Origin of the sequence: Nocardioides sp. JS614 (assembly GCF_000015265.1) — a bacterium.
GTDB lineage: Bacteria > Actinomycetota > Actinomycetes > Propionibacteriales > Nocardioidaceae > Nocardioides.
The window spans coordinates 679472-705735 of the sequence record NC_008699.1 but is presented as its reverse complement, the minus strand read 5'-3'; the positions used below and the strand labels follow the sequence as shown (position 1 = coordinate 705735).

25 protein-coding genes are annotated in these 26264 nt (G+C 71.2%); 13 read left to right on the top strand and 12 right to left on the bottom strand.

What is annotated here, in order from left to right; translation table 11 throughout:
• Nucleotides 1-102: 102 nt before the first annotated feature.
• From NOCA_RS04760 to NOCA_RS04750, 3 genes are all read right to left on the bottom strand, one after another.
• Nucleotides 103-696, bottom strand: coding sequence for a DNA-3-methyladenine glycosylase I (locus NOCA_RS04760; RefSeq protein ID WP_011754139.1), 594 nt, complete (start codon nt 694-696; stop codon nt 103-105).
• 102 nt (nt 697-798) lie between these two features.
• The gene (locus tag NOCA_RS04755; protein ID WP_011754138.1) at nt 799-1854 is read right to left on the bottom strand and encodes a pirin family protein; all 1056 of its coding nucleotides are present in this window, start codon (nt 1852-1854) and stop codon (nt 799-801) included.
• A 59-nt stretch (nt 1855-1913) separates the two neighbouring features.
• A complete protein-coding gene (locus NOCA_RS04750; RefSeq protein ID WP_011754137.1) occupies nt 1914-4295 on the bottom strand; it encodes an FdhF/YdeP family oxidoreductase in 2382 nt (793 codons plus the stop codon).
• A gap of 168 nt (nt 4296-4463) precedes the next feature.
• Between NOCA_RS04750 and NOCA_RS04745 the strand changes: the two genes are divergently transcribed.
• Nucleotides 4464-5312, top strand: coding sequence for a hypothetical protein (locus NOCA_RS04745; RefSeq protein ID WP_011754136.1), 849 nt, complete (start codon nt 4464-4466; stop codon nt 5310-5312).
• Nucleotides 5313-5322: 10 nt separating this feature from the next.
• On the opposite strand, the gene NOCA_RS04740 is transcribed toward NOCA_RS04745, so the two are convergent.
• A complete protein-coding gene (locus NOCA_RS04740) occupies nt 5323-5625 on the bottom strand; it encodes a DUF1905 domain-containing protein (RefSeq protein WP_041546194.1) in 303 nt (100 codons plus the stop codon).
• Nucleotides 5626-5709: 84 nt separating this feature from the next.
• On the opposite strand from NOCA_RS04740, the gene NOCA_RS04735 reads away from it, so the two are divergent.
• The gene (locus NOCA_RS04735) at nt 5710-6822 is read left to right on the top strand and encodes a glycosyltransferase (protein ID WP_011754134.1); all 1113 of its coding nucleotides are present in this window, start codon (nt 5710-5712) and stop codon (nt 6820-6822) included.
• A 38-nt stretch (nt 6823-6860) separates the two neighbouring features.
• Here NOCA_RS04735 and NOCA_RS04730 read toward each other — a convergent pair whose 3' ends face one another.
• Nucleotides 6861-7727, bottom strand: coding sequence for an aldo/keto reductase (locus tag NOCA_RS04730; RefSeq protein ID WP_011754133.1), 867 nt, complete (start codon nt 7725-7727; stop codon nt 6861-6863).
• A gap of 16 nt (nt 7728-7743) precedes the next feature.
• Nucleotides 7744-8958, bottom strand: a complete 1215-nt coding sequence (locus NOCA_RS04725; protein ID WP_011754132.1) for a homogentisate 1,2-dioxygenase — start codon at nt 8956-8958, stop codon at nt 7744-7746.
• A gap of 79 nt (nt 8959-9037) precedes the next feature.
• On the opposite strand from NOCA_RS04725, the gene NOCA_RS04720 reads away from it, so the two are divergent.
• Both NOCA_RS04720 and fahA read left to right on the top strand, forming a co-directional pair.
• Nucleotides 9038-9910, top strand: coding sequence for a hypothetical protein (locus NOCA_RS04720; protein WP_041546192.1), 873 nt, complete (start codon nt 9038-9040; stop codon nt 9908-9910).
• Nucleotides 9907-11082, top strand: coding sequence for a fumarylacetoacetase (gene fahA / locus NOCA_RS04715; RefSeq protein WP_011754130.1), 1176 nt, complete (start codon nt 9907-9909; stop codon nt 11080-11082). Before NOCA_RS04720 ends, fahA begins: the two co-directional genes overlap by 4 nt.
• Here the strand turns inward: fahA and mptB are convergent.
• The gene (gene mptB, locus NOCA_RS25470) at nt 11004-12572 is read right to left on the bottom strand and encodes a polyprenol phosphomannose-dependent alpha 1,6 mannosyltransferase MptB (RefSeq protein ID WP_011754129.1); all 1569 of its coding nucleotides are present in this window, start codon (nt 12570-12572) and stop codon (nt 11004-11006) included. The two genes, fahA and mptB, sit on opposite strands and share 79 nt — an antisense overlap.
• Nucleotides 12573-12682: 110 nt before the next feature.
• Here mptB and NOCA_RS04705 point away from each other — a divergent pair, with 110 nt between their 5' ends.
• From NOCA_RS04705 to NOCA_RS04675, 8 genes are all read left to right on the top strand, one after another.
• The gene (locus NOCA_RS04705; protein ID WP_011754128.1) at nt 12683-14137 is read left to right on the top strand and encodes an FAD-dependent monooxygenase; all 1455 of its coding nucleotides are present in this window, start codon (nt 12683-12685) and stop codon (nt 14135-14137) included.
• A 164-nt stretch (nt 14138-14301) separates the two neighbouring features.
• Nucleotides 14302-14466 carry a nitroreductase/quinone reductase family protein gene (locus NOCA_RS26970; protein ID WP_140403816.1) on the top strand — a complete coding sequence of 55 codons (165 nt, stop codon included), beginning with the start codon at nt 14302-14304 and terminating at the stop codon, nt 14464-14466.
• Between the two features lie 9 nt (nt 14467-14475).
• The gene (locus NOCA_RS04695) at nt 14476-15417 is read left to right on the top strand and encodes a metallophosphoesterase (RefSeq protein WP_011754126.1); all 942 of its coding nucleotides are present in this window, start codon (nt 14476-14478) and stop codon (nt 15415-15417) included.
• Nucleotides 15418-15491: 74 nt separating this feature from the next.
• Nucleotides 15492-15644, top strand: a complete 153-nt coding sequence (locus NOCA_RS27400; protein WP_158305626.1) for a hypothetical protein — start codon at nt 15492-15494, stop codon at nt 15642-15644.
• An 88-nt stretch (nt 15645-15732) separates the two neighbouring features.
• Nucleotides 15733-16077 carry a TraR/DksA family transcriptional regulator gene (locus NOCA_RS04690; RefSeq protein ID WP_041546190.1) on the top strand — a complete coding sequence of 115 codons (345 nt, stop codon included), beginning with the start codon at nt 15733-15735 and terminating at the stop codon, nt 16075-16077.
• 103 nt (nt 16078-16180) lie between these two features.
• Entirely contained in the window at nt 16181-16636 is a 456-nt protein-coding gene (locus NOCA_RS04685) for a hypothetical protein (RefSeq protein WP_011754124.1), read from the top strand.
• Between the two features lie 43 nt (nt 16637-16679).
• Nucleotides 16680-16958 (top strand): TraR/DksA family transcriptional regulator, encoded by a 279-nt coding sequence (locus NOCA_RS04680; protein ID WP_011754123.1) that lies wholly within the window; start codon nt 16680-16682, stop codon nt 16956-16958.
• A 5-nt stretch (nt 16959-16963) separates the two neighbouring features.
• Nucleotides 16964-18322: an NAD(P)/FAD-dependent oxidoreductase gene (locus tag NOCA_RS04675; RefSeq protein WP_011754122.1), complete on the top strand. Its 1359-nt coding sequence runs from the start codon at nt 16964-16966 to the stop codon at nt 18320-18322.
• Between the two features lie 454 nt (nt 18323-18776).
• Here the strand turns inward: NOCA_RS04675 and NOCA_RS04670 are convergent, their stop codons facing one another.
• Both NOCA_RS04670 and gabT read right to left on the bottom strand, forming a co-directional pair.
• Nucleotides 18777-20264, bottom strand: a complete 1488-nt coding sequence (locus NOCA_RS04670; protein WP_083768063.1) for an NAD-dependent succinate-semialdehyde dehydrogenase — start codon at nt 20262-20264, stop codon at nt 18777-18779.
• The gene (gabT, locus tag NOCA_RS04665; protein WP_011754120.1) at nt 20153-21511 is read right to left on the bottom strand and encodes a 4-aminobutyrate--2-oxoglutarate transaminase; all 1359 of its coding nucleotides are present in this window, start codon (nt 21509-21511) and stop codon (nt 20153-20155) included. The genes NOCA_RS04670 and gabT overlap by 112 nt, the downstream gene beginning before the upstream one ends.
• 83 nt (nt 21512-21594) lie before the next feature.
• Between gabT and NOCA_RS04660 the strand changes: the two genes are divergently transcribed.
• Nucleotides 21595-22464, top strand: a complete 870-nt coding sequence (locus NOCA_RS04660; RefSeq protein ID WP_011754119.1) for a LysR family transcriptional regulator — start codon at nt 21595-21597, stop codon at nt 22462-22464.
• A 274-nt stretch (nt 22465-22738) separates the two neighbouring features.
• Here the strand turns inward: NOCA_RS04660 and NOCA_RS28405 are convergent, their stop codons facing one another.
• The 3 genes from NOCA_RS28405 to NOCA_RS04650 are packed head-to-tail and all read right to left on the bottom strand — an operon-like array spanning nt 22739 to nt 26162.
• Nucleotides 22739-22867: a hypothetical protein gene (locus tag NOCA_RS28405; protein WP_274378274.1), complete on the bottom strand. Its 129-nt coding sequence runs from the start codon at nt 22865-22867 to the stop codon at nt 22739-22741.
• Nucleotides 22864-23718: a formyltetrahydrofolate deformylase gene (gene purU / locus NOCA_RS04655; protein WP_011754118.1), complete on the bottom strand. Its 855-nt coding sequence runs from the start codon at nt 23716-23718 to the stop codon at nt 22864-22866. Before purU ends, NOCA_RS28405 begins: the two co-directional genes overlap by 4 nt.
• The gene (locus NOCA_RS04650) at nt 23715-26162 is read right to left on the bottom strand and encodes a GcvT family protein (protein WP_011754117.1); all 2448 of its coding nucleotides are present in this window, start codon (nt 26160-26162) and stop codon (nt 23715-23717) included. The genes purU and NOCA_RS04650 overlap by 4 nt, the downstream gene beginning before the upstream one ends.
• Between the last annotated feature and the right edge of the window lie 102 nt (nt 26163-26264).

Below are 26264 nucleotides of genomic sequence, written 5' to 3'. Positions count from 1 at the left end.
GCCGGGGGTTGATCTGCGAGCCCGTGACGGTTTCCCCGGTTCACCGGGGATGTTGGAACTGTTGGCCCGAAGTTTCGGCCCCGGAGTTCCGGTTTCCCCGGTTCACCGGGGAAGCCGACCCCGCGGGCAGCCCCGCCGGAAGCAGCCGACCAGGTGGGGGTCGAAGACGCCGATGGCCTCCATGAGGGCGTACATGGTGGTCGGGCCCACGAACGCGAAGCCGCGCTTCTTCAGCGCCTTGGACAGCGCGACCGACTCGGCGGACGTCGTCGCCATCTCGGCGGTGTCGCGCCAGGCGGGCGGGTCGTCGGGCGCGAACGAGAGCACCAACGCCTCGAGGCCCTCGGCCTCGCGCAGCGCGACGGTCGCGCGAGCGTTGGTGAGGGCCGCCTCGATCTTCAGCCGGTTGCGGACGATCCGCGGCTCCTGCATGAGTCGCTCGACGTCGGCGGCGTCGAACGCCGCGATCGCGTCGGCGTCGAAGCCCCGGAACACCTCGCGGAACGCCGGGCGCTTGTTGAGGATCGTCGACCAGGACAGGCCCGACTGGAACGCCTCGAGGGTCAGCCGCTCGAGGTACGCCGCCTCCCCGTGCACCCGCTCGCCCCACTCGGTGTCGTGGTAGTCGCGCATCACGCCGGGCCCGCCGGCCCACGGGCAGCGCGCGACGCCGTCCTCTGCGGTCACCGGTCCCATGCGGACATCCTGGCGGACCGTGCCGACACCGGCGTGTGCGCGGTCCGCCGCCCGGCACCCGACGGATCTATCGCCGGGGCGGCGGGTCGACGACAGCTGCGGTCAGGTGCGCGGGCGGAGCCGGACGTTGGGCAGCGGCGGCGCGGGGATCGGCGGCAGGTGGTCACCGACGACGACGCCGAACCGGCCCTCCCGGACCAGCTGGGAGTCTCGGACCACGCGGGCGTACGCGCCGCCGTCCTCGCGCCGGCCACCCGCCTCGGCCGGCGCCCGCTCGGCGCCGTCCGGGTCGAGGACCTGGGCCTGCCACTCCTCGCGGAACGCCACGATCTCGTCGTGGCTGCGGCCCACGAAGTTCCACCACATCACGATGCTCTCGGGGAACGGCGGCCCGCCGAGGAGCAGCAGCCGGACCGGCTCGTCGTACGCCGTCAGGGTCAACGTCGAACGGCCCGGCGGGACGTAGGCGAGGTCGTTCTGCTTGGTCTCGACGCCCGCGACGGAGAGCACGCCGGTGTCCGCGAGGACGCCGTGCTCGAAGGTCTCGTCCACGTCGAGCGTCAGGGTCGTGCCCGGCCCGAGCAGCAGCTCGGCGCCCAGCAGCGGGGTGTACGTCGGGACCGGCGAGCTGTCGCCGAGCAGCGACCCGAGGAACACCCGCGCGGTCCAGCCGTCCCCGGTCACCGCGGGGGGCGCGTGGTGGGCGAACCCGGGGTCGGTGAAGCGGTCCGCGTCGGGCAGGGCCACCCACAGCTGGGCGCCGTGCAACGTCTCCGTCGCGGCCGGCGAGACCTCCGAGTGGCTGATCCCGCGGCCGGCGGTCATCAGGTTGACCTCTCCGGGCCGGACCATCGCGTGGTTGCCCGCGCTGTCGCGGTGCTCGACCTCGCCGGTGAACAGCCAGCTCACCGTCTGCAGCCCGGTGTGCGGGTGCGGCGCGACCGACATGCCGCCGGTGTCGGCGACCCGGTCGGGTCCGTAGTGGTCGACGAAGCACCAGGCGCCGATCAGCGAGCGCTGGCGCTGCGGGAGGGTACGCCGCACCCGCATCGCGCGGGGCCCGCCGAGCGGCACGTCGCGCGGCGTCATGATCTCGATGCCCGAGGTCACCGCACACGCGCCGTCGACCTCGTCGGGCCGGTCCTCGAGGTTGCTCATCGCCCCATTGTGCCGCGCCTGAGACGCTTCTAGGGGGTGTCAACCCCATAGAAAGCGTCTCAGCTCAGGTGCTCCGGCTCCACGTGCCGCTTGCCCTCGTCGCCCCGTCCGGCCGGGGTGATCGTGCCGACGTCGCTGCCGGCGGTGACGCCCTGCGGCCCGCCGTCGGCCCGGTCCAGCCGCACGACCACGGACTTCGAGGTCGGGCAGTTGCTGCCCTCGGCCGTCGAGTCGAGCGGGACCAGCGGGTTCGTCTCGGGGTAGTACGCCGCCGCGCAGCCGCGCGGGGTGTCGTAGGCGACCACGCGGAACGACGGCGCCCGGCGCTGCGAGCCGTCCTCCCACTCGCTGACCAGGTCGACGTGCTCGCCCTCCTCGAGCCCGAGGGCGGCGATGTCGTCGGCGTGCACGAACACCACCCGCCGGCCGCCGGAGATGCCGCGGTAGCGGTCGTCGAGGCCGTAGATCGTGGTGTTGAACTGGTCGTGGGAGCGCAGGGTCTGCAGCAGCAGCCGGCCTTCCGGCACCTCGAGGACCGTCGTGGGGCTGACCGTGAAGATCGCGCGGTCCTTCTCGGTGGGGAAGGTCCGGCTGTCCCGCGGCGGGTGCGGCAGCACGAAGCCACCGGGGCGGTCCACCTTCTCGTCGTACGCCGCGCAGCCCGGCACCACCCGCGCGATCCGGCGCCGGATCTCGGTGTAGTCGGCGCGGAACTCCTGCCAGGGCAGGCCGTAGCGGTCGCCCAGCACGGCCTGCGCCAGGGAGCAGACGATGTCGACCTCCGAGCGCAGGTACGGCGAGGCCGGCTCGAGCGGACCCTGCGAGGCGTGCACCGAACAGGTGCTGTCCTCGACGGTGACCCGCTGCACCCGGCCGCCGGTGAGGTCCTTCTCGCTGCGCCCGAGCGCCGGCAGGATCAGCGCCTCCCGGCCGTGCACGACGTGCGACCGGTTCAGCTTGGTCGACACGTGCACGGTCAGCGCGGCGCGGCGGAACGCCTCCTCGGTGACCTCGGTGTCCGGCGCGGCCGAGACGAAGTTGCCGCCGAGGCCGAAGAACACCTTGGCGTCGCCGTCGCGCAGGGCCTTGATCGCGGCCACGCTGTCGAACCCGTGCTCGCGCGGCGGCTCGAACCCGAACTCGTCGCGCAGCTTGTCGAGGAAGTGGCCGGGCGGGCGCTCCCAGATCCCCATGGTGCGGTCGCCCTGGACGTTGGAGTGGCCGCGCACCGGGAACAGCCCGGCGCCGGGCCTGCCGATGTTGCCCTGGAGGAACGCGACGTTCGCGAACTCCTTGACGGTCGCGACCGCGTTGCGGTGCTGCGTGATCCCCATCGCCCAGCAGATCACCGTCGCGCGCGAGTCGCGGAACATCCGCGCGGCTTCTTCGATCTGCTCGCGCGTCAGCCCGGTGGACCGGCGGACAACGTCCCAGTCCAGCGTGCGCAGGTGCTCGGCCCAGGCCTCGAAGCCCCAGGTGTGGCGGTCGACGAACTCGTGGTCGACGCAGCCCCACTCCAGCAGCAGCGCGCCGATCGCCTGGAACAGCGCGAGGTCGCCGTTGATCCGCAGCGGCAGGTGCAGGTCGGCGAGCTCGGTGCCGTGGCCGACGATGCCGCGCGGTCGCTGCGGGTTCTTGAACCGGACCAGGCCCGCCTCCTTGAGCGGGTTGACCGCGATGATCCGGGCGCCGTTGCGCTTCGCGCCCTCGAGGGCGGTGAGCATCCGCGGGTGGTTGGTGCCCGGGTTCTGCCCGGCGATCACGATCAGGTCGGCCTCGAGCACGTCGCGGATGGTGACCGACGCCTTGCCGATGCCGATCACCTCCGCGAGCGCGACCGAGGTCGACTCGTGGCACATGTTCGAGCAGTCGGGCAGGTTGTTGGTGCCGAAGGCGCGGACGAAGAGCTGGTAGGCGAACGCCGCCTCGTTGGAGGTCTTGCCGGAGGTGTAGAAGATCGCCTGGTCCGGGGATTCCAGCGCCTGCAGGTGCCGGGCGATGGTCGCGAACGCCTCGTCCCAGCCGATCGGCTCGTAGTGGGTGCCGCCCTCGCGCAGCACCATCGGCTCGGTGATCCGGCCCTGCTGGCCCAGCCAGTAGTCGGACCGCTCCCGCAGCTCGGTGAGCGGGTGGGCGGCGAAGAAGCCGCGGTGCAGGTGTCGCCTGGTCGCCTCCTCGGTCACGGCCTTGGCGCCGTTCTCGCAGAACTCCGCCGTCGCCCGATGACTCGGGTCCGGGTCGGGCCACGCGCAGCCCTGGCAGTCGAAGCCGTCCGCCTGGTTGAGCTTGAGCAGCGTCTGCGCCGTACGCCGGACCCCCATCTGCTCGACCGCCCGCTTCATCGCGACCGCGACCGCCGGCACCCCTGCGGCCGTGCGCTTGGGCGGGTCTACGTCCAGCTCGCGCTCGTCGATGTCTCGGTGCGGAGGTCTCCTGCCCATGTGCCCCATCCTGTCGCCGCGGTCGCCGCCGGGGAAGCGGTACCCGGACCCGTGGCTCGGATGCCTGTTCGGGCCGTTGCCAATAGTCCGGTTGAGCCTGTCCCTGCGGGGCGCGGGACCGCTAGGTTGCGAACTGCCAGCCCTGCGGATGAGATCCAGGAGCACCGGATGTCGACGAACGAACCCCCACCCCCCGACCAGGCCCCTCCTCCGCCACTGCCACCGCCATCGGGCGACGGCTACGGCGGGCCGCCACCGCCGACCGGCGGGTACGGCGAGAACCCGCCGCCGCCCCCGCCCGCCCCGTCGTACGGCGGTGGCGACGGCAGCGGCTACAGCCTCGGCAACGCCTTGTCCTACGGCTGGGCGAAGTTCCAGGCGAACACCGCCCAGATCATCCTGTCCGCCGTGGTCCTGGTCGTCGCCCTGGTCGTGGTCGCCGTCCTCGGCACCTTCGTGATGAACGCGCTGACCACGGATGCGTCGTGCTCGGTGCAGAACGGCTCGCTCACCTGTGACGACGGCACCGGCTTCTTCGGCCGGCTGATCCTGCAGTCGCTGCTGTCGGCCGTGCTGCTGGTCGTCGCCTGGATCATCGGCGCCGGCCTGGTCCGGGCCTCGCTCAACGTCACCGCGGGCCGGCCGTTCCTGTTCGCGGACGTCATCAAGACCGACAACCTCGGGTCGGTGGTGGTTGCCAGCGTGATCATCGCGGTCGCCACGTTCGTCGGCACGATCCTGTGCTACCTGCCCGGCCTGGTGGTCGGGTTCGCGACGTCGTACACGCTGTTCTTCATCATCGACAAGAACATGGCGCCGGTCGACGCGATCAAGGCGAGCGTGCTGTTCGTGAAGGACAACCTCGCAGCCACGATCGTCTGGTACATCGTCGGCGGCCTGGTCGCCGCGGTCGGGTTCGTGATCTGCGTGGTCGGTGCGCTGGTCAGCGTGCCGGTCGTGCTACTCGGCACGGCGTACACCTACAAGACGCTCAACCGCGAGCCGGTCGCGCCGTAGCGCGGGCCCGTCAGACCAGCTCGAGGCGCAGCCGCGCCGGGTCCCCCACCTCGAGGGACTCGGCGCGGCGCACCGCCTTCTTGACCGGTAGGACGTAGCCGCGCTCCTGGTCGGGGAACACCGACGTGCGCCAGGTCGAGCCGCCCAGCGTCACCTCCACCCGCACCGACCCGAATCCCCGCGGCGGGCCCGAGCGCAGCCGGATCTCCTCGGTCTCCTCGGCCGGCACGGTGAGGAACACCCAGGCCGTGCCCTGCGGCGAGGACTCCCACTCCCACAGCTCGGCGTCGAACTCGCACGTCCACCCGGCCATGGGCCCAGGGTGCACCATCGCACCGACACCGGACCGCCACCCCACCCTCGCCGCGCGTTCACGCGGGCACGGGACCGTCGCTGCGTGCGCATCGCCCAGCTCGCCAACTTCATCGGACCCGCCTCCGGCGGCATGAAGACCGCCGTCGCCGCCCTCGGGGCGGGGTACGTCACTGCCGGCGTGGACCGGCTGCTCGTCGTACCGGGCCCGGTGGACGCGGCGACCACGACCGAGCACGGCGACGTCGTGCAGGTGCGAGCGCCACGGGTGGGCGGTGGCTACCGGCTGATCGTGGAGCCGTGGCGGGTGGTCGACGTGCTGGAGCGGTTCGCGCCGACGTCGGTGGAGCTCAGCGACAAGCTCACCCTGCTGCCGGTGACCCGCTGGGCCCGACGCCGCGGCGTCGGGTCGGTGCTGTTCTCCCACGAGCGGCTCGACGACATGTTCGCGATGCGCAGCGGGCTGGAGACCACCTCGAAGGTCTCGATCGGGCTGCTCAACCGGCTGCTCGTCCGCAGCTTCGACACGCTCGTGGTGACCTCGGACTACGCGCAGCGGGAGTTCCAGGCACTCGCCGACGCGGCCGGCTGCCCGACGGTGCGCGTGCCGCTGGGTGTCGACCTGGAGACGTTCCGTCCCCATCCGGCCGCCGCGTCGGACGTGCTGCGCCTGGCCCACGTCGGCCGGCTGTCGCGGGAGAAGTCGCCGCACCTGGCCGTGGCGACCGCGGTCGAGCTGCACCGCCGCGGGGTACCGGTGCGGATGGACGTGTACGGCGACGGCCCGCACCTCGACGAGCTCGTCGAGCTGGCGGCCGGGGCGCCGGTCACGTTCCACGGGTTCATCGCGGGGCGCGCGGACCTGAGCCACCGGATCGCGGCGGCCGACGTGGCGCTCTCCGTCTGCCCGGGCGAGACCTTCGGGCTGGCCGTGCTCGAGGCGCTCGCGAGCGGCACCCCGGTCGTCACGGCGTCGCGGGGCGGCGCGCGCGAGCTGGTCGACGAGCAGTCCGGGGGCTGGGCCGAGTCCGACCCGGCCGCCCTCGCCGACGCCGTGCTCGAGGTCGCGGCCCGCCCGGTCGCCGTACGGCGCCAGGCCGCGCGCCGCCGCGCCGAGCTGTTCCCCTGGCAGGCGACCGTCGACCGGATGCTCGCCGTGCACGCGGCCGTCACCGACGGAGCACGGGTGCCCGCCTGACGAGCACCGGTCGCAACACCGCCGCCCGCCCGGTCGGCTCAGAACGGCATGGCCACGAACGGCGAGGAGTAGCGGGGGTCACCGGCCAGGAGGTGCTCCGCCTGGGCGGCGGCCACCCGGGTGCGCTCGGCCTCGAGGAACATCCCGAGCAGGCGCACGTCGCCAGCCGTCGCGAGCCCGGTGACCTCGTCGTGGGCGAGCACCCACGACACGGCGGCGGTGATGCGTGCCTGGTCGTCGTAGGGCTCGTACCAGGTCGAGTACCGGTGCTCGTCGCCCTCGGGCCAGTTGCGGCGCGACGCGGTCTTGATCGTCATCAGGCCGGCGTCCTGGCGGCGTACCTCCGCGACCAGGGCCTGGTAGTCGGCGCGGTAGGACTCGTCGCGCCACAGCACCGGGTTGAGCGGGGTCAGCACGGTCGCGAACGGGTGCCGGCGCAGTGCCTCGAGATGGGTCGCCGGCGCCTGGGCCCCGTGCCCGGTGATGCCGACCGCCCCGACCAGGCCCTCCTCCTGCGCCCGGAGCGCGGCCTCGAGGGCGCCGCCGGGCCCGGTGGCGAGGTCGAGGTCGGCGAGGTCGCCCACGGCATGCAGCTGGAGCAGGTCCACGTGGTCGGTCTGGAGCCGCTCCAGCGATCGGTTGATCTCCTGCCAGGCGGACTCGCGGTCCCGGCGTCCGGTCTTGGTGGCCAGGAAGATCCGGTCGCGGATCCGCGGCAACCACGGGCCGAGCCGGAGCTCGGCGTCGCCGTAGTCGGCCGCGACGTCGAAGTGGTTGATGCCCCCGTCGAGGGCCTCCTGGATCGACCGGTCCGCCACGTCCTGGGTGACCTCGGAGAGGGCCGCCGCCCCGTAGATCAGGACTGTGCTGCGGTGCTCGAGACGACCGAGCCTGCGGGTCTCCACGACTCCACTATGCACCTCACGAGTTGGAGAAGACCGGCGGGTCCTCGGGCCCCCGCCCGGCCCAGCTCCACGCGTACGCCGGGTCCTCGACCGCGAGGCCCGCCTCGCCGAGGTCGAGGGGGGCGAAGGTGTCGACCATGACCGCCGACTCCTCGAAGTACTCCACCCCGAGCGAGGCCTCGATCGCCGAGGGCTGCGGCCCGTGGGCGTGTCCGCCGGGGTGCAGCGAGATCGACCCGATGCGGATGCCGGAGCCCTTGCGCGCCTCGTAGTCGCCGCCGACGTAGAACATCACCTCGTCGCTGTCGACGTTGGAGTGGTAGTACGGCACCGGGATCGCGAGCGGGTGGTAGTCGACCTTGCGCGGCAGGAAGTTGCAGACCACGAAGTTGTGCCCCTCGAAGACCTGGTGCACCGGTGGCGGCTGGTGCACCTTGCCGGTGATCGGCATGTAGTCCTCGATGTTGAGCGTGTAGGGGTACAGGCAGCCGTCCCAACCGACCACGTCGAAGGGGTGCGTCGCGTAGGTCATCCGGGTCCCGACGATCCCGCCGCCGGTCCGGTGCTTGACGAGGACGTCGACGTCGCCGCCGTCGGCCGTGAACGGCTGGGTCGGGCCGTACAGGTCCCGCTCGCAGTACGGCGCGTGCTCGAGCAGCTGGCCGTAGCGGGACAGGTAGCGCTTGGGCGGGGCGATGTGGCTGTTCGCCTCGATCGCGTAGAGCCGGCTCGGGTCCTCGGACCCAGGGGCCGGCACCCACCGGTGCGTGGTCGCGCGCGGGATCACGACGTAGTCGCCGGCGCGGTAGCCCACCACGCCGAACACGGTCTCGACCACGCCGGCCCCGGACTCGACGTACACGCACTCGTCGCCGATCGCGTTGCGGTAGTAGGCGGAGGGCTCGGACCCGGCGACCACGTAGGAGATCCGCACGTCGGCGTTGGCGAGCACGAGCCGACGGCTGGTCACGGCGTCGCCGCCGGTCTCGAGGTCGTGGAGCCGCAGGTGCCGCGGCTTGAGCGGGTGGTTGGGCGTGCGGCTCTGGTCCGGGAGCTCCCACGGCTCCGCGGCGACGATGGCGGAGGGCACGCCGCGGTGGTAGAGCAGCGACGAGTCCGAGGAGAATCCCTCCTCGCCCATCAGCTCCTCGTAGTAGAGCCGGCCGTCGGGGTCGCGGGCCTGCGTGTGCCGCTTCGGCGGGACCGCACCGATCCGTCGGTAGTGGGCCATCCCGCCTCCGTTCGTCGACGTCGCCTCCGATAGTCGGACAGGTTCGTCCGCTATGTGCCTCATGGTTAGAGTAGCCACCGTGTCAACGCAACCGCCTGCACCTGCTCTCGGGGGCGCGTGGCGCGGCCTCGTCGACGACGCCGCGATCTTCCCGCCCGGAGACGCGCCGCTGGCCGAGGCCACCGCCCGGCACCTGGCCCGCCGCGCGCAGCCCGGGGCCGACCTGGTCGGCACCTTCGTGGTCCGCGACACCGACCTGCCGGCGCTCAAGGCGACGCCGCTCGCGCTCTCGGTCGTGGTGACCGGCGGCGCCGGGCAGGTCGCCGGCACCGTCGCACTCGCCCGCAAGCTGCACGTCGCCGTCGAAGGGGTCGAGCTCGCGCTGCGCGACCCGGACGACCTCCTCGGTGCGGCGCGCCGGGTCGGCGCCGCCGTCGATGCGGCCCGGGCCGAAGGCCAGCTCGACGACCACGTCCCGGTCTTCGTCGAGATCCCCCACGTCGGCTCGACCGCGAGCTGGCTGGCCGCGGCGGACGAGGTCGCGGCGCAGGAGTTCCGGCTCAAGTTCCGCACCGGAGGGCTCGATGCGACCGCGTTCCCGCACGCGCATGCACTGGCCCGCTGGATCGACGCCGCGCTCGACCGGGAGACGCCGTTCAAGTGCACCGCCGGTCTCCACCACGCGGTGCGGCACACCGGCCCGGCGGAGTCGGGCGGCTTCGAGCACCACGGCTTCCTCAACGTCCTGGTCGCGACCCGGCTCGCGTTCGACGGCGCCTCGGCCGAGGAGGTCGTCGAGGTCCTCGAGCGCCGTGACGGCGACGGGCTGGCGGCCGAGGCTCGCGACCTCGACCTCGCGGGTGCCCGGCGCTGGTTCACCTCCTTCGGGTCGTGCTCGATCGACGAGCCGTTCGAGGACCTGGTCGCGCTCGGCCTGCTGGAGCTCTCGTGAGGACCTGGGTCCCCGGCGCGGCCGGCTCCGGGTTCGACGTCGACCACCTGCCGTACGGCGTGTTCTCCCGCGCCGGGGAGGAGCCGCGGGTCGGCGTCCGCATCGGCGACCAGGTGCTCGACCTGGCACCGGTCGCCGCCGCCGAGATGCTCGACGTCCACCGCGTCCTCGAGGAGCGCTCGCTGAACGCGCTGATGGCGGAAGGGCGCCGGGTCCGCGAGTCGGTGCGCGCCTGGGTCACCGGGCTGCTCAGCGACGAGGCCGAGCGCGACCTGGTCGAGCCGCACCTGGTCCCGCTCGCAGAGGTCGCCCTGCACCTGCCGGTCGAGGTGGCCGACTACGTCGACTTCTACGCGAGCGAGCACCACGCCTCCAACGTCGGCCGGATCTTCCGCCCCGACGCCGAGCCCTTGCTGCCGAACTGGAAGCACCTGCCGGTCGGCTACCACGGTCGCGCCGGCACGGTGGTCGCGTCCGGCACCCCCGTCGTCCGCCCGTGCGGGCAGCGGCGCGGCGACGCAGGCCCGACGTACGGCCCCTCGACACGGCTCGACATCGAGGCCGAGCTCGGCTTCGTGGTCGGCACGCCGTCCGAGCTCGGGACTCCGGTGCGGTACGACGCGTTCGCCGACCACGTGTTCGGCGTGGTCGGCCTCAACGACTGGTCGGCGCGCGACATCCAGGCCTGGGAGTACGTACCCCTGGGGCCGTTCCTCGGCAAGTCCTTCGCGACCTCGGTGTCCCAGTGGGTGACGCCGCTCGAGGCGCTCGACGCGGCGTGGGTCGACCTGCCCGGCCAGGACCCGGAGCCGTTGCCCTACCTGGGCCCCGGCGCCACCCGGGGGCTCGACATCGACGTCGAGGTGGTCGTCAACGGCGAGGTCGTCAGCCGGCCGCCCTACCGCACGATGTACTGGTCGCCGGCGCAGCTGCTCGCCCATCTCACGGTGAACGGAGCGAGCCTGCGCACCGGCGACCTCTACGCGTCGGGCACCATCAGCGGCCCGGAGCCGGACCAGCGCGGCTCACTGCTGGAGCTGGGCTGGGGCGCCGACGACGCGTTCCTCGACGACGGCGACGAGGTCGTGCTCCGCTACGCCGCACCCGGCACGTCCGGCGGCCGGATCACGCTCGGTGAGGTGGCCGGGGTCATCGCGCCCGCACGCACCTGAGCGGGCTCCGGCTCCACCGCCACCCCCGCGACCGACCCCGCAGCGGGGATCCACTCCGCCGACACGATCCGCTCGATCCGGGCTCGTGAGCGGCGGGTCAGCAGGAGCAGCGGCACCAGCATCGCGACCAGCATGCTGCCCAGCACGATCGCGTAGTAGGCGCCGTGCAGGGAGGAGTCCATCGGCGCCACCAGGCCGAAGCCGGTCGAGGCCGCGAGCAGTCCGGCCGTCGCGACCCGGGACAGGCGCAGGGTGGCGACGAACGGCACCACCCACAGCAGGTACCACAGGTGCACGACCGGGCTGAGCAGCACGGTGGTCGCGACGACGAGTGCGACCGCCTGGACGGCCCCGGCCCGGTCCCCCGTGCGCCAGCGCAGGGCGACCACGAGCACCGTGACCAGCATGGCCGCCGTGCCGAGCTGGCGGACGAGGCCGAGGAACGTCGCCGGCGCGAGGCCGAGCCCGAGCAGCCACGCCAACCGGTCGAGCAGGCCGCCGACCAGCGTCGTGACCGACAGCGGGGTGTTGACGGTGGCGGGGACGGCGAGGCCGTGCACCCACCCGCTGCCCAGGCCGCTCGCGACGCCGAGCCCGAGGAGCGTCCCGACGGCGGCCAGGCCGACCACGGCGAGCCGGCGTACCCGTGCCGCGAACGACGCGGTGAGCGGCAGGCCCACGAGGGCCACGCCCACGCAGACCAGGCCGCCCGGCAGCTTCACGGCCGCCGCGAGCCCGCCGAGCAGCGCGCCGGCCACCCACCCCCGCTCGACGGCGGCGACCAGCGCGGCCGCCATCAGCCCGACCATCAACAGGTCGTTGTGCAGACCGCCGACGCCGTTGGCGATCATCAGTGGTGAGGCGAGCACGACCGCCGACGCCAGCGCCGGGTCGAGGCCGCTCCACTGCGCGAGCCGCGGCACCGCCCAGGCCAGCAGCGCCAGGCCGACGAGCGCCACCAGGCGGTGCGCGACCACGAGCACCCAGGGGTTGCCGGTGACGCCGGCGGCGAGCTCGCCGACGGCCACGGGCACCGGGCCGTACGGCGTCACCGTCGTCATCCAGCGCGGGTCCACGGCCTCGGCGACCGGCAGTCCGGCGAGCACGCCTGGCCCGTACTCGTACGGCGAGATGCCGACGTGGGCGAGCATCCCCTGGGCGGCGTAGGACCAGCCGTCGCGGGAGAACAGCGGCGGCGCCAGCACCAACGGCGCACTCCACACGACGGCGGCGTGCCGCACCAGGTAGACCGCGTCCTCGCGCTCCTCGCCCTGCGCGACCGCGACGTGCCGGCACAGCGACAGCCAGGCGGCGGCGAGCAGCCCGAGACCGAGCAGCACGACCGCCAGCCCGGCCATCCGACCGGCCTCGGCACCGCGCAGGTCGACCAGCAGGTCGTGGCCCATCAGCCAGGTCGACCGCGGCAGCGTGGACACGACCAGCCCGCCCAGCAGGACCAGCACACTGCCCACGAACCCACGAGTCAGCACGAGCGAACGGTAGGCAGCCGATCCGACCGCGACCCGACGTCGGGTTGAACGGCGAGGGACGTTGCGGCGTACCCGGGACGGGCGCGGCGTCGCCGGTCTAGCGTGCCCCCATGTACGGCGGACCACCGGTGGTCGTCGTCGGGAACGGGCCGGTCGGCCAGACGACCGCGCTGCTCCTGGCTCGCTGGGGCATCCCGACGATCGTGCTCGACGCCCAGCACGGGCGCACGCCGGCCGGCTCCCGCTCGATCTGCCAGCAGCGCGAGACCCTGGACATCTGGGACTCGGTCGGCGCCGGGCGCGCGATCGCGGACGAGGGCGTCACCTGGCGGGTGGCGCGCACCTACTACCGCGAGCACGAGCTGTTCCACGTCGCGTTCGCGGACAGCGGCAGCAGCCCGTTCCCGCCGTGGGTGAACGTCGGGCAGGCGCGGGTGGAGCAGCTGCTCGACGAGCGGATCGCGGACCAGCCGCTGGTCGAGGTCCGGTGGGGCACGGCCGTCACCGGGATCGTCCAGGACCGCGACCGCGCGCGGGTCGAGACCGCGCGGGGCCCGGTCGAGACGCCGTACGTCGTGGCCTGCGCCGGCGCACACGGCGAGCTGGCGCGACGGGCCGTCGGCGCCGACTTCGCGGGCCGCAGCTTCGAGGACGAGTTCCTGATCTGCGACATCCGCTGCGAGCTGCCCGACCGCGAGCTCGAGCGGCGCTTCTACTTCGACCCGGCCTGGAACCCGGGCCGCCAGGTGCTGATGCACCCGTGCCCGGACTCGACGTACCGCATCGACTGGCAGGTGGCACCGGGGTTCGACCTCGAGCGGGAGCAGTCGAGCGGCGACCTCGACCGCCGGATCCGGCGGATCGTCGGCGACCGGGAGTACGACGTCGCGTGGTGCACCGTCTACCGGTTCCACTCCCGGTGCGCGACGAGGATGGGCGCCGGCCGGGTGCTGCTCGCCGGCGACTGCGCCCACCTCGTGGCGCCGTTCGGCGCGCGCGGGCTGAACTCCGGCGTCGCGGACGCCGAGAACGCCGCCTGGCGGATCGCGTTCGAGCTGCACGGCTGGGGCCGCGACCTGACGCCGGCGTACGACGTCGAGCGCCGCGCGGCCGCGCTGGACAACCTCGCGATCACCACCCGCACCATGGACTTCCTGGTCCCCCAGTCGGACGCGGGCTGGGCGCACCGGCGCGCGGTGCTCGAGCGCGCGGTCACCGAGGTGGAGGCCCGCGCCCAGATCGACTCGGGCCGGCTCTACGCACCGTTCCGGTACGGCGCGAGCCCGCACCCGGCCGTCGGCGCGATCCTGCCCGACCTGGCGGTCGACGGCGTCCGGCTGCGCGAGCTCGCCCGGTGCGGGCTGCTGCTGCTCGCCCGCGACCCGGTCCCCGCGCCGGACCTGCCGGTCCCCTGCACCGGCCTCGGCGTGCCCGCCGCAACGGCCGACGAGCTGGGCCTGCTGCCCGACGAGGTGTGGGTGGTGCGGCCGGACGCGCACGTGGCCGCCGCGGTCACCGCATCGACCGTCGACGACGCGCTGCGAACGCTCCTGATCGGGGGCTGATCGGGGGGCTGACCGGGGCTGACCGCGGGTGAGGGTCCCCGCCATGGGCCCGTTCACCCGGCTCGCCGTCCGGATCGGCGCGATCTCGTGACTGCCGAGGCTGCTGCCGCAGACCGTCACCGTCGACCGCACCATCCAGCGGGTCAGCGGCGGGCGCGGCCGAGATCGGGTACGGCGGCGAGCGGGTGGGCGTCGACGTGCGCGAGGCGACCGGTGCCGAGCGGGCCGAGCTGTGGCAGGTGATGCTGCGGACCTGGCCGAACTTCGGGAGGTACGAGGAGCGGACCGACCGGGTCATCCCCGTCTTCCAGCTCACCCGCCGCCGGTAGCGTGGCCGCGTGCAGCTCGGCCAGTACCCCGCACCTCGCCACGTGGTCGCCCATCTCAGCGACCCACACCTGCTCGCCGGCGGCGCCCGGCAGTACGGCGTCATCGACACCGAGGCGGGCCTTCGCCTCGCGCTGACCCGGCTCTCGCGGCTGGAGACCCCGCCGCACGCGCTGGTGTTCACCGGCGACCTCGCCGACAAGGCCGAGCCGGCGGCGTACTCCCGCCTGCGCGAGCTCGTCGAGCCCGCGGCCGCCGAGATGGGGGCGGCGGTCGTCTGGGTGATGGGCAACCACGACGAGCGGGCGCCGTACGCGCGCGGGCTGTTCGGCGTCGAGGGCGCCGACGCGGATGCGCCGCAGGACCGCGTGCACGAGGTCGCTGGGCTGCGGATCGTAGCGCTGGACACCAGCGTCCCCGGCTACCACCACGGCGAGCTCGCCGACGACCAGCTGGCCTGGTTGGCGGAGGTGCTCGCCACCCCGGCGCCGCACGGCACGCTGCTGGCCCTGCACCACCCACCGATCCCGATCCCGATGATGCCGGCCGCCGAGATCATCGAGCTGCTCGACCAGCACCGGCTCGCCGACGTGCTCGGCGGCACCGACGTGCGCTGCATCCTCGGCGGGCACTTCCACTACTCGACGTACTCCACGTTCGCCGGCATCCCGGTCTCGGTCGCCTCCGCGACCTGCTACACGTCCGACCCCGCGCCGCTCGAGCGGTTCGTCTCGGGCGTGAACGGGCACCAGGCGATGACGATGGTGCACCTGTACGACGACCGGGTCGTCCACACGGTCGTGCCGGTCGACGAGGCACCCGAGGTGAGCGGCTACCCTGCCGACGTGCGCGCCCAGGTCGAGGCACTGACGCACGAGCAGCGGCGCGACCTGCTCTCCCGCAAGGACTCCCCGTTCTACACCGGCGAGCTGGGCGTCCCCGGGCACACCTGAGCGCCCGGTCCGGGCCGCTGCGAGCCGGTCCCGAGGAAGGCCGAAAGCCACCAGGTCGGTGCTATGGTCCGGCCATGGCACCGATTCTCGAGGTACAGGTGACGGCTGAGCCGTCCCACGTGCCCTCCGGTGCTGCCCTCCTCGCGCTCGAGCTGAGCGAGATCGCCCGCGGCATCCGCGGGCTCGACGTCCTGCGTCGCAGCGTCGACCGCGCCCCGCCCGCCTGACGGCACTCAGTCACCTCAGTTCCTCAGGCCAGCGGTCCCGTCCTCGACGGGATCGCCATCGTTGCTTCTCCGGAGACAGGAGGATCCGATGCGGGTTCATCCAGGGCTCTCACCGGCAGGTCTCACACAGTCCGGCTCAGGCACCATCCCCCCACCGGACGACGGCCAGCTCCTCGAGCGGATCGCCGCCGACCTCGAGCTCGCCGCGACGGCCCGTGAGGCACAGCTGAGGGCGCTGCCGCCGCCCACGACGCCGGTCGCCGTGGCGCACCGGGAGAGCGTCCAGCGGATCCTGCAGGACATCCGGGCCGCGCAGGCCGAGCTCGCGGACGGCAGCTACGGCAGCTGTCGGCGGTGCGGAGCCCGCACCGACCTCGCACGCGCGCTGTCCCGGCCGTGGGCGCCGCTGTGCGGCTCCTGCTCCGCCCGCTGACGACCTCGACCGCCGTCGCGGCCCCGGCCACCCGGCCACACACGCACCACGCCCACCATCCGAGGCCGACCCGAGCACGGCCCCACCCCTGGGAGGGAATGACATGAAGTCCGACCTCGTCGACCCCACTGCCGCAACGGACCGAGCCCACCGAGCCCACCGCGACCGGCGAGACCGCCGGGACCGCAAGCGGGTGCCGGCGGCCACCGAGCCCCCGGCATGGTTCGAGGTGGACCTCTTCGCGCCTCCGAGGAAGCGCGGATCACGCTTCGACGACACCGTCGCGCTCCCGATCGACGCCCCCGGCCGGCTGGAGGCCGTCGCAGCCGCTGCCAGCATGCGCCTGCGGGCGTTGCCGGAGCCGCACGAGCTGGGCGAGCGCACGATCCGCTACCGGGACCGGCTCCAGCACGTGCTGCGCGACGCCGCCGCGGCGACGGCCCGGCTGGCCGCCGGCACGTACGGCGCCTGCCTCGACTGCGCCGAGCCGATCTCGCTCGCCCTGCTCACCCAGCGACCGTGGGTACCGCGCTGCGTCTACTGCGCGCTCGACATCTGACCGCGCCAGCCTGCTCCACCCGAGACACCGAGAGGGGACCCCCATGACCACCCAGCCGACCGTCGACTTCGAGTCGCTGTTGATCGAGGCCGCCGAGACCCGACACCTCCAGCTGCGCAACCTGCCCGAGACCCAGGACGACCCCGTGGTCGCCGTGCAGCGGGGCGCACTGAAGCAGACCATCGCCGAGATCGACGCCGCCCGCGGCCGACTGTCCGATGGGACCTTCGGGACCTGCACCGGCTGCGGCGGGGCCATCCCGGCGGACCGGCTGGAGTTCCGGCCGTGGGCCGGCACCTGCGTGAGCTGTGTGGGGAGGTGACGGCGATGACCTCGAGAGCAGCACGGCGACGCCTGGCGGCGCGGGCGATCCAGGCGGTCCGTCCGGCGCCCACGGCGTCGCCGCACGAGGTGGCCGTCGTCGGCGCCGGCATCGTCGGGCTCAGCGTCGCCTGGTTCCTCCAGGAGCGCGGCGCGAACGTCACGGTGTACGACGCGGACCATGCCGCGAGCGGTGCCTCCTGGGGGAACGCCGGCTGGCTGACGCCGGCGCTCACCGCGCCCCTGCCCGAGCCCGACGTGCTCAGGTACGGCCTGGCCTCGGTCCTCAAGCCGTCCTCGCCCGTCTTCGTCCCGCCGCGGCTCGACCCGGCCCTGTGGCGGTTCCTCGCCGGGTTCGCCCGGCACTGCACCACCCAGCACTGGCAGAGCGGAATGGCGGCGTACGCGCCCATGAACCGGCTGGCGATCCGGGCCTATGAGGACCTCGCCGAGGCCGAGGCCACACCGCGCCCGCACCGGGCCAAACCGTTCGTGGCGGGCTACCGCACCACGAGCGAGGCGTCCGCACTTCTCCACGAGCTCCGGCGCATCGAGGAGGCCGGCCAGCCGGTCCACTACGACTACCTCACCGGCCCGCAGGTCCAGGAGGCGCAGCCGAGCCTCAGCGCCGAGGTCGGGGCCGCCGTGCTCCTCCACGGGCAGCGCTACATCCACCCGCCGAACTTCGTGCGCTCCTTGGCCCGCTCCGTGATCGATCGGGGCGGCAAGCTCCGGGAGTGGGTGCGGGTCGAGGAGGTCACGACCGAGCGGAACGCGGCGTGGGTCGTCGACAGCAGCGGCGGCCGGCACCGGCACGACGCCGTCGTGCTGGCCACCGGCGCCACGCTGAGCCGACTGGCCCGGCCGTTCGGCGTCACCCGGTGGGTGCAGGCCGGACGCGGCTACTCCTTCACGGTCACCGGGGACCGGGTCCCCGACGGCCCGGTCTACTTCCCGCAGCAGCGGGTCGCGTGCACCCCCCTGCACGAGCCCGTCAACCCGATCGGCGACCCGCCGTACGGCGAGGAGGACGTCCCGCTGCTCCGGGTCGCCGGGATGATGGAGTTCCGCCGACCCGACGAGGCGCTCGACCGGCGCCGGGTCCGCGCCATCGTCGAGGCGGTCCGTCCGCTGCTCGGCGGGGTCGACCTCGACCACCGCGGCGACGAGTGGGTCGGCTCCCGCCCGTGCACCGCCGACGGGCTGCCGCTCATCGGAGCGACCGGCTCGTCGCGGGTCTTCGTGGCCGGCGGGCACGGCATGTGGGGGGTGGCGCTCGGGCCGGTGACCGGGAAGCTCCTCGCCGAGCAGATCGCCACCGGCACGGTCCCCGACGAGCTCCGACCGTTCGACCCGCTGCGCTGAGGGGGGCCGCCGCCGCGGACGGCCGCAATGCACGAGACCCCCACCGTGGTGGGGGTCTCGTCGCCTGGAGCTCACGTCCAGTGGCAGGTGAAGGATTCGAACCTTCGTAGGCAAAGCCGACGGATTTACAGTCCGGGGGTTGCCATTCGCTGACCAGTGCAGACACGGCATCGCGACGAACTTCAGCAGGCATTCGACATAGACGCTCGCGATCGACCGGGGTCGACCGGGGTCGACCGACAAGCATTCGCACAATGCCATCGTCGTAGCCAAGGATGCGACAAGCGTCGCGAGGCTGCTGGACCGCTTCGTCGCGAGAGCCGCGCATGGTGATCTCGTCAGGCGCGAGCGTTGTCATGGAGCCGCCCATAGCCTGGGACTAACTCCGCGATCGTCACTCGATCGACGGATGTTCCTGTGCTGGATTCGAGCGAGGCACGACCGTGACTGCGGGTCAGGACCAGTCAACGCTGAGGTACTGGGTCTCTTGGAACTCCCGCAGTCCCTCGCGGGCGCCCTCGCGGCCGAGGCCGCTCTGCTTGACGCCGCCGAAGGGCGCGGAGGGGTCCGATACGAGGCCGCGATTGATGCCGACCATGCCGGCGTCGATGCGTTCGCCTAGGCGGACGGCGCGGCCGATGTCGCCTGCGAAGACGTACGCAGCCAATCCATATTCGGTGTCGTTGACGAGTTCGAGGAGCTCGTCCTCGTCGTGCCACACGACGACCGGGGCGACGGGGCCGAAGATCTCCTCGCGCAGGATCGTCGCGTCGGGGGCAAGCCCGGCGAGGACGGTCGGCGGGAAGAAGTAGCCAGGCGCCTCCGGCAACTGCGCCTGGTGCGAGATGCGGGCACCCTCTCGGACGGCGAAGTCGACCGCTTCGGTGACCCGTTGCAGCGCAGCCTGCGTGATAAGCGGGCCGATCGCGGCACCGTCGATGGCAGGGCCGACACTGAGCTTCTCGACCGCGGCGCCGAGACGGGCGACGAAGTCGAACGCGACGTCGTTGTGGACGAAGATGCGGTTGGCCGCTGTGCACGCCTGCCCGCTGTTGCGGAACTTGGCGATCATGGTGCCGGCGACAGCAGCGCCGAGGTCGGCGTCATCGGTGACGACGACAGGCGCGTTGCCGCCCAACTCCATGGACGCGTTGAGGACGCGGTCGGCCGCCTGGTGCAACAGGGCGCGGCCGACACCGGTGGAGCCGGTGAAGGAGACCTTGCGGACCCTGTCGTCGCTCAGCCAGGCGGTCACCACGCCCGGTGCGTCAGTGGTCGTGACGATCTCGACGGCGCCGTCGGGCACGCCCGCCTCACTCAGGATCCGCCCAACCGCCAATGCGGTCAGTGGGGTCTCGGCGGCGGGCTTGAGCACGACGGTGCACCCGGCGGCGAGTGCCGGTGCGATCTTGCGGGTCACCATCGCGGCCGGGAAGTTCCAGGGGGTTACCAGGGCAGCGACACCCACGGGACGGTGGGTCACGATGGTGCGGACGCCGCCGGTCGGGGCCTCTCCGTACTCACCGCTCGGCCGGACCGCCTCCTCGGAGAACCACCGGAAGAACTCGGCTGCGTACCCAACCTCGGCGGCGGCGTCGACCAGCGACTTGCCGTTCTCAGAGGTGATCAGCCCGGTCAGCTCCTCGCTATCGCGCATCATCAGGTCGAAGGCGCGGCGCAGCACGTCGGAGCGGTGCCGGGGCGAGGTGCGCGACCAGTCGGCGAAGGCCGCGGCCGCGCGGTCGACGGCGACGCGTGCCTCGTCGGGACCCTGGTCCGGCACCTGCGCGATGATCTCGAGGGAGGCAGGGTCCTCGACGCCGAACGTCGTCACTTCGTCACCTCGAAAGTCGCGGCGAGCACGTCGAAGGCATCGTTTAGAAGGTCGTCGGAGATCGAGAGCGGCGGCAAGAAGCGGAGCACATTGCCGTACGTGCCGCATGTCAGGACGATGACGCCCTGCCGGTGCGCCGCGGCGGCAACGGCCTTGGCGAGCTCGGGGTCCGGCTCATCGGTGCCGGCCCGGACCAACTCGACGGCAATCATGGCGCCACGACCGCGGACGTTCCCGATCCGGGAGTCGCGGGCCTCGATGGCACGGAGCCGGCCGAGGAGGAGCCCTTCGATCTCGCGGGCCCGGGCGACCAAGCCCTCGGCCTCGATGGTCTCGATCGACGCGAGCGCGGCCGCGCAGGCGATCGGATTGCCGCCGTAGGTGCCGCCGAGACCACCAACGTGGGCGGCGTCCATCATCTCCGCACGGCCGGTGACCGCTGAGAGCGGCAGGCCGCCGGCGATGCCCTTGGCTGTGACGATGAGATCGGGAACGACGCCTTCACGGTCGCACGCGAACCAGTCGCCGGTACGGGCGAAGCCGGTCTGCACCTCGTCAGCCACGAAGACGGCCGCGTTCGCGCGGCACCAGGCCACAAGGGCCGGCAGAAAGCCCGCAGCAGGCTCGATGAACCCGCCCTCGCCTTGGATCGGCTCGATCACTACAGCGGCCAAATTGGCGGTGCCGACCTGCTTCTCGATCACATCGATGGCCCGGGCCGCAGCCGTTGCACCACCGACGCCGCCGTCGCGATAGGGGTAGGAAAGGGGCGCGCGGTAGACCTCGCCGGCGAACGGACCGAAGCCGTGCTTGTATGGCATGTTCTTCGCAGTCATCGCCATCGTCAGGTTGGTCCGACCATGGTAGGCGTGGTCAAAGACGACGACCGCCTGGCGGCCGGTGTGTGAGCGCGCGATCTTCACGGCGTTCTCGACGGCCTCGGCGCCGGAGTTGAACAGCGCGGTGCGCTTCTCGTGGCCGCCGGGGGTGAGCCGATTCAGCGCCTCGGCGACGCTGACGTAGCCCGCGTAGGGGGTAACCATGAAGCAGGTGTGGGTAAAAGCGGCAACCTGCTCCTGCACGGCGGCGACCACGCGTGAGGCACTGGCGCCAACCGACGTGACAGCGATGCCCGAGCCGAGGTCGATGAACTGGTTCCCGTCGACGTCGACCACGACGCCGCCGTCGGCGTTGGCCGCAAAGACCGGCATCGTCGTGCCGACGCCTTGCGCGACAGCGGCGGACTTGCGCGCCATCAGCCGGCGCGACGCCGGCCCGGGAAGCTCGGTGCGCAGCAGGCGCTGCTGGTGAACGGCGGACAACTTGCTGGGCTTCTCGTCGGATACAGCAGTCATGCAGTCAGTTTCGCGACTAGGAAGTTATGCTGTCCAATACCTATTTCAGTCCATTCCCATGCCCTGTCGACATAGGAGGCTAAGTGCAGTTGCGCCACCTTCGATATTTCGTCGCGACTGCCGACGCCGGAAGCGTCAGCGCAGCCGCTGTGCGGGTGCACGTGACGCAGCCAGCCCTGTCCCGTCAGCTCCGCCAGCTCGAGCAGGATCTGGGGGTAGCGCTGTTCGACCGAAGCGCCGGACGGCTGGTGCTCAGTCGTACCGGTCAGGCCCTGCTACCCGCCGCTCGCGAGTTGCTCGCCTCAGCCCATGCCCTCGAGGCGCGAGCAACGTTCCATGCACGGGGCAGCCTGGAGCGCGTGACCATCGCGGCGCCGACGGTGACGCTCACCGACGTGGTGTCGCCTTTCGTCGCCACCATGTCTAAAGATGATCCGGTCGTCGACGTCCGCAGTGCCGACGGCCTCTCCCCGGCGGAGATGCTGCACGACGGGGCGGATCTAGCCATTGGAACTCAACGGCTAGATCCGCCCTATGCGATGCACGAGCTAGCAGTGTTGCCTGTCTGGGCCTACGTGCGGGCAACCGACCCGTGGGCCAATCGTACTCGCGTCGCGCTCGACGAACTGCTTCAACGCCCGCTCGTGGTCCTGCCATCCACGTTTACGGCTCGGGAAGCGCTGGACTCCGCAGTCTTCGCGCTTGGCGGCTCGTATAGCGCGGTTGTCGAGGCGGCAAACGGAACGATCGCCCAGGCTCTGGCCGCGTCCGGCCGCGGGGTGGCGGTCGTGACCGACGACTCTCGATTCGACCTGAGCCCGCTCTCCATCGAGCTCAGCGCAGGCGTATTGGAGATCCGGCTGACGGCTGCGTGGGACCCGCGCGGAGTAGCCGCCGCCACGATTGCCGACCTCGCTCGACGCCTCGGCCTTTGGGTGCAGACCGCTTACTGAGCAAAGAGCCCTCGACGTGTTAGTCCGGTGGTACGACGAAGCGCCCCACCGCCGACAGGCGGTCCGCTCTTCCCCGGAGATCTTTCTGCAGACGCTCAGCCCCCGCCGCACGGGACGACGAGATGCTCAGCTGCTCGCACGGTCCCGGGAAGCGACGATCGGGCTTCGGCACGGTCAGTCCGGTGTCGGATCGAGCAACCGCAGCTCCAATCGTCTGTCTGCTTCGCCAGTGACGAATCCAGTTGACGGTGAACCCCGTCGGCCGTAGAGCGAGTCAGTTGACGCCAAGAACGATATGGCTGCCGATAGTGATGCCGTCGCGGCTTACTTCATCATCGGCTTCAGAGTGCGCGCCAGCGTCGGACGAGTTCGCGGTGCTCATCGATGCCCCGGTGATCGTCATCGGAACACCACCGTTCGGGACCCGTTCATCAGTACGCGGTGCTCCGTGTGAGCGGTGACAGCACGGGCGAGGGCAAGGGCTTCGAGATCGCGACCGATTGCCGTGAGGTCTGCCGCAGACTTCGAGTGGTCGACGCGAATGAAGTCCTGTTCGATGATCGGGCCCTCGTCTAGATCTGCAGTCACGTAGTGTGCCGTGGCGCCGATGACCTTCACTCCGCGCGCGTGCGCCTGGTAATACGGCCGAGCGCCCTTGAAGCTGGGGAGCAGGCTGTGGTGGATGTTGATAGCGCGACCTGCCAAGTCTCGGCAAAGACTGTCCGAGAGGATCTGCATGTACCGAGCCAGGATGACCGAGTCGGCGTCGTACGCCGCGACGAGTTTCCTCAACTCGTCCTCGGCCCAGTCCTTGGACTCCGCGGTGACGGGGACATGGTGGAACGGGATGCCATGCCACTCGACGAGTTCTCGGAAGTCCTCGTGATTAGAGACAATAGCGACGACGTCTGCCGCTAGCGATCCGGTTCGCACGCGATGCAGCAGATCGTTGAGGCAGTGACCCTGGCGGGACACCATAAGAAGTAATCGGTGCTTGACGGACGGATCATGCAATGCCCAGGACGCCTCTAGGACGCTGCCGATCGTCGTGTCGAACTCGGCTCGCAGCGTGTCGAACTCAACCGGCATCTCGCTGGCAGCGTGGACACGGATGAAGAACAGCTCCGAGTCTTCATCTCCGAATTGCTGGCTGTCCCGGATGGAGAAGCCCCGATCCGCGAGGAACCCGGCCACGGCCGCGACAATGCCGGGCCGGTCCTTGCAGGACAGGGTAAGGATGAGGTCGTTCGTCACTGCTTGGGCCTTTCGGACTTCGGGTCATACATGGGACTCAAGGAAGCTCGAGCGGGGACGCGCCGGCCGCCTACCTCGATCTCGTACGGCTCGGACTCGAACCAGGTGCGCGGTACAACCTCAGACGCTTCGACCCAGCCAAGCGCAACAGCCCCGCCGAGGGTGTGGCCGTACTGGGTGGATGCGACGCGTCCGACCAACTCGCCGAAGCGATAGATGGGTTCGTCGTGGAAGAGGAGCGGTTCCGGATCCTCCAGGACGAACTGCACGAGACGCCGTGCGACGCCCTCACTCTTCACCTTCTCCAGCGCTTCGCGGCCGACGAATCCCGACGACTTGTCCCACTTGACAGTGAATGAGAGGCCCGCCTGGATCGGGTTGTCGCCTGCGGAGATGTCATGCCCCCAGCTTCGATAGGCCTTCTCTAGCCGCAACGAGTTCATCGCGTGATAACCGACGTTGCGGAGACCGTGCGGCTCGCCGGCGTCCATGATCGTGTCCCAGATGTGCCTTGCACTCTCGGACGGGATCAGGAGTTCCCATCCCAGTTCGCCCACGTAAGTCACGCGAGTAGCCCTGACGTGGGTCAAGCCGAGGTCGATCTGCCGAGACGTCCCAAAGGGGAACGCCTCGGTCGACAAGTCTGCATCGGTGAGCGGGCCGAGGAGGTCACGGGCATTCGGGCCCATGACGGCAAGCATGGCCATGGTCCCTGTGACATCGGCGACGGTGCAGAACTGGTCACCGATGTGCCGTCGGAGATGAGCGAGGTCTCGGTTGATGGTTGCTGGGCCGGACAGGACGAGAAACTCAGTTTCGCCGACCCGGGTGATGGTCACGTCGGCTTCGATGCCCGCGTTGTCGTTGAGCCACTGGGTGTAGACGATGCGTCCGATCGGCACGTCGACCTGGTTCACCGAGAGTCGGTTCAGCACACTCACAGCGTCGCGTCCTTGAACCAGGAGCTTGCCGAAGGACGAGGTGTCGATCATTCCGACGGCTTCGCGAATGGCGTTGTGCTCGGCCGCCGAGTGCTCGAACCAGTTCGGGCGTCCGAAGGAGTACTCGTAGCGGCGCACGACGCCTGCGGGGGCGTACCAGTTGGCGCGCTCCCAGCCGGCGAGCTCTCCGAATACCGCGCCGGCCGCGTCGGTTCGTTCGTACAACGGGCTCACTCGTAGTTGGCGGGCGGATTCTCGCTGCTGGAAGGGCCAGTGGATCTCGTAAGAGATATCAAGTGACTCAACGACTCGCTCTTCGAGGAATCTGCGGTTGGTCTCGTGGGTTTGGACCCGTCCGAGGTCGGTCTCTGGGAGGTCGACGGGACTGTATCCGTCAACGATCCAGTCAGCGAGAACAGATCCGGCGCCAGGCCCGGAAAGGAACCCGACGGAATTGAAGCCGGCAGCTACGAAATAGTTGCGCAGGTTAGGCGCCTCGCCCAGGTGGTACTGGCCGTCCGGGGTGAAGCTTTCGGGGCCGCAGAAGTGCAAGCGTATGCCGGCATCGGCGAGGACCGGGACTCGATACATCATCCTTTCGTAGAAGTCACCGAGGTGGTCCCAGTCCTCGGGAAGTCGGATGTAGCCGTCGCTCTCGGGGATGCCCCTCGACGCCCATGCGTAGCTTCCAGGCTCAAAAAAGCCCACCATGAGTGCGCCTGCCTCGTCCTTGACGTACGAGTACTCGTCGCCGCTCTTGATGGTTGGGAGGTTCCGTGGCAGGTCCTTGATGGCCTCAGTTACAACGTAGTAATGGGCCAGTGCTTGGAGGGGGACGTCGACCCCTGCGATCTCCCCGAACTCGCGGCCCCACATGCCGGTCGCGTTCACCACGTACTCGGCCTCGATGTCCCCCGCTGTCGTACGCACTCCGCGAACACGGTCGCCAGCTGTCATGACGCCGGCGACAGCGACGTTCTCGATGATTCGCACGCCGCGACTAGTCGCACCGCGCGCCAGCGCGATCGTCGTGTCGGTGGCGCTACCGCGACCGTCCTCAGGGAAGTAGAGGCTGCCGTAGAGACCATCGCTGTTGAGGAGCGGGTGGAGTTCGAGCGTGCGGTCGACGTCTAGAAGGTCAGCATCGATACCGTTCCCGCGGACGACGCTTGCAAGCTGGCGCATCTCATCGAACCGGTCAGCGGACGTGGCGAGGTTCATCGTCCCGGTCTTTACGAAACCGGTAGAGAAGCCGGTGTCGTGTTCGAGGTTGCGGAACACGTCGAGACTTCGCTGAACGACTTCGCGGGTCCCCCATGTCCCTCGCGCCTGGGTCACGAGCCCTGCCGCGTGCCAAGTCGTGCCCGAAGTCAGGGTGTTGCGCTCAAGCAGTACAACGTCCGTCCAACCACGGCAAGCCAGGTGATACGCAGTGCTCGTCCCAATGATGCCGCCACCCACGATGACGACCTGCGCGCGCGCCGGCTGTTGCTGCTCTCCCATGAGGCCACCTCTCGATCAGGTAGCAACAGTGCCCGCGCCCGAGGAGCCTCGCTATGCATCTAGTGACAGAAGGGTGTGATCCAAACTGTGCGATCGATCAAT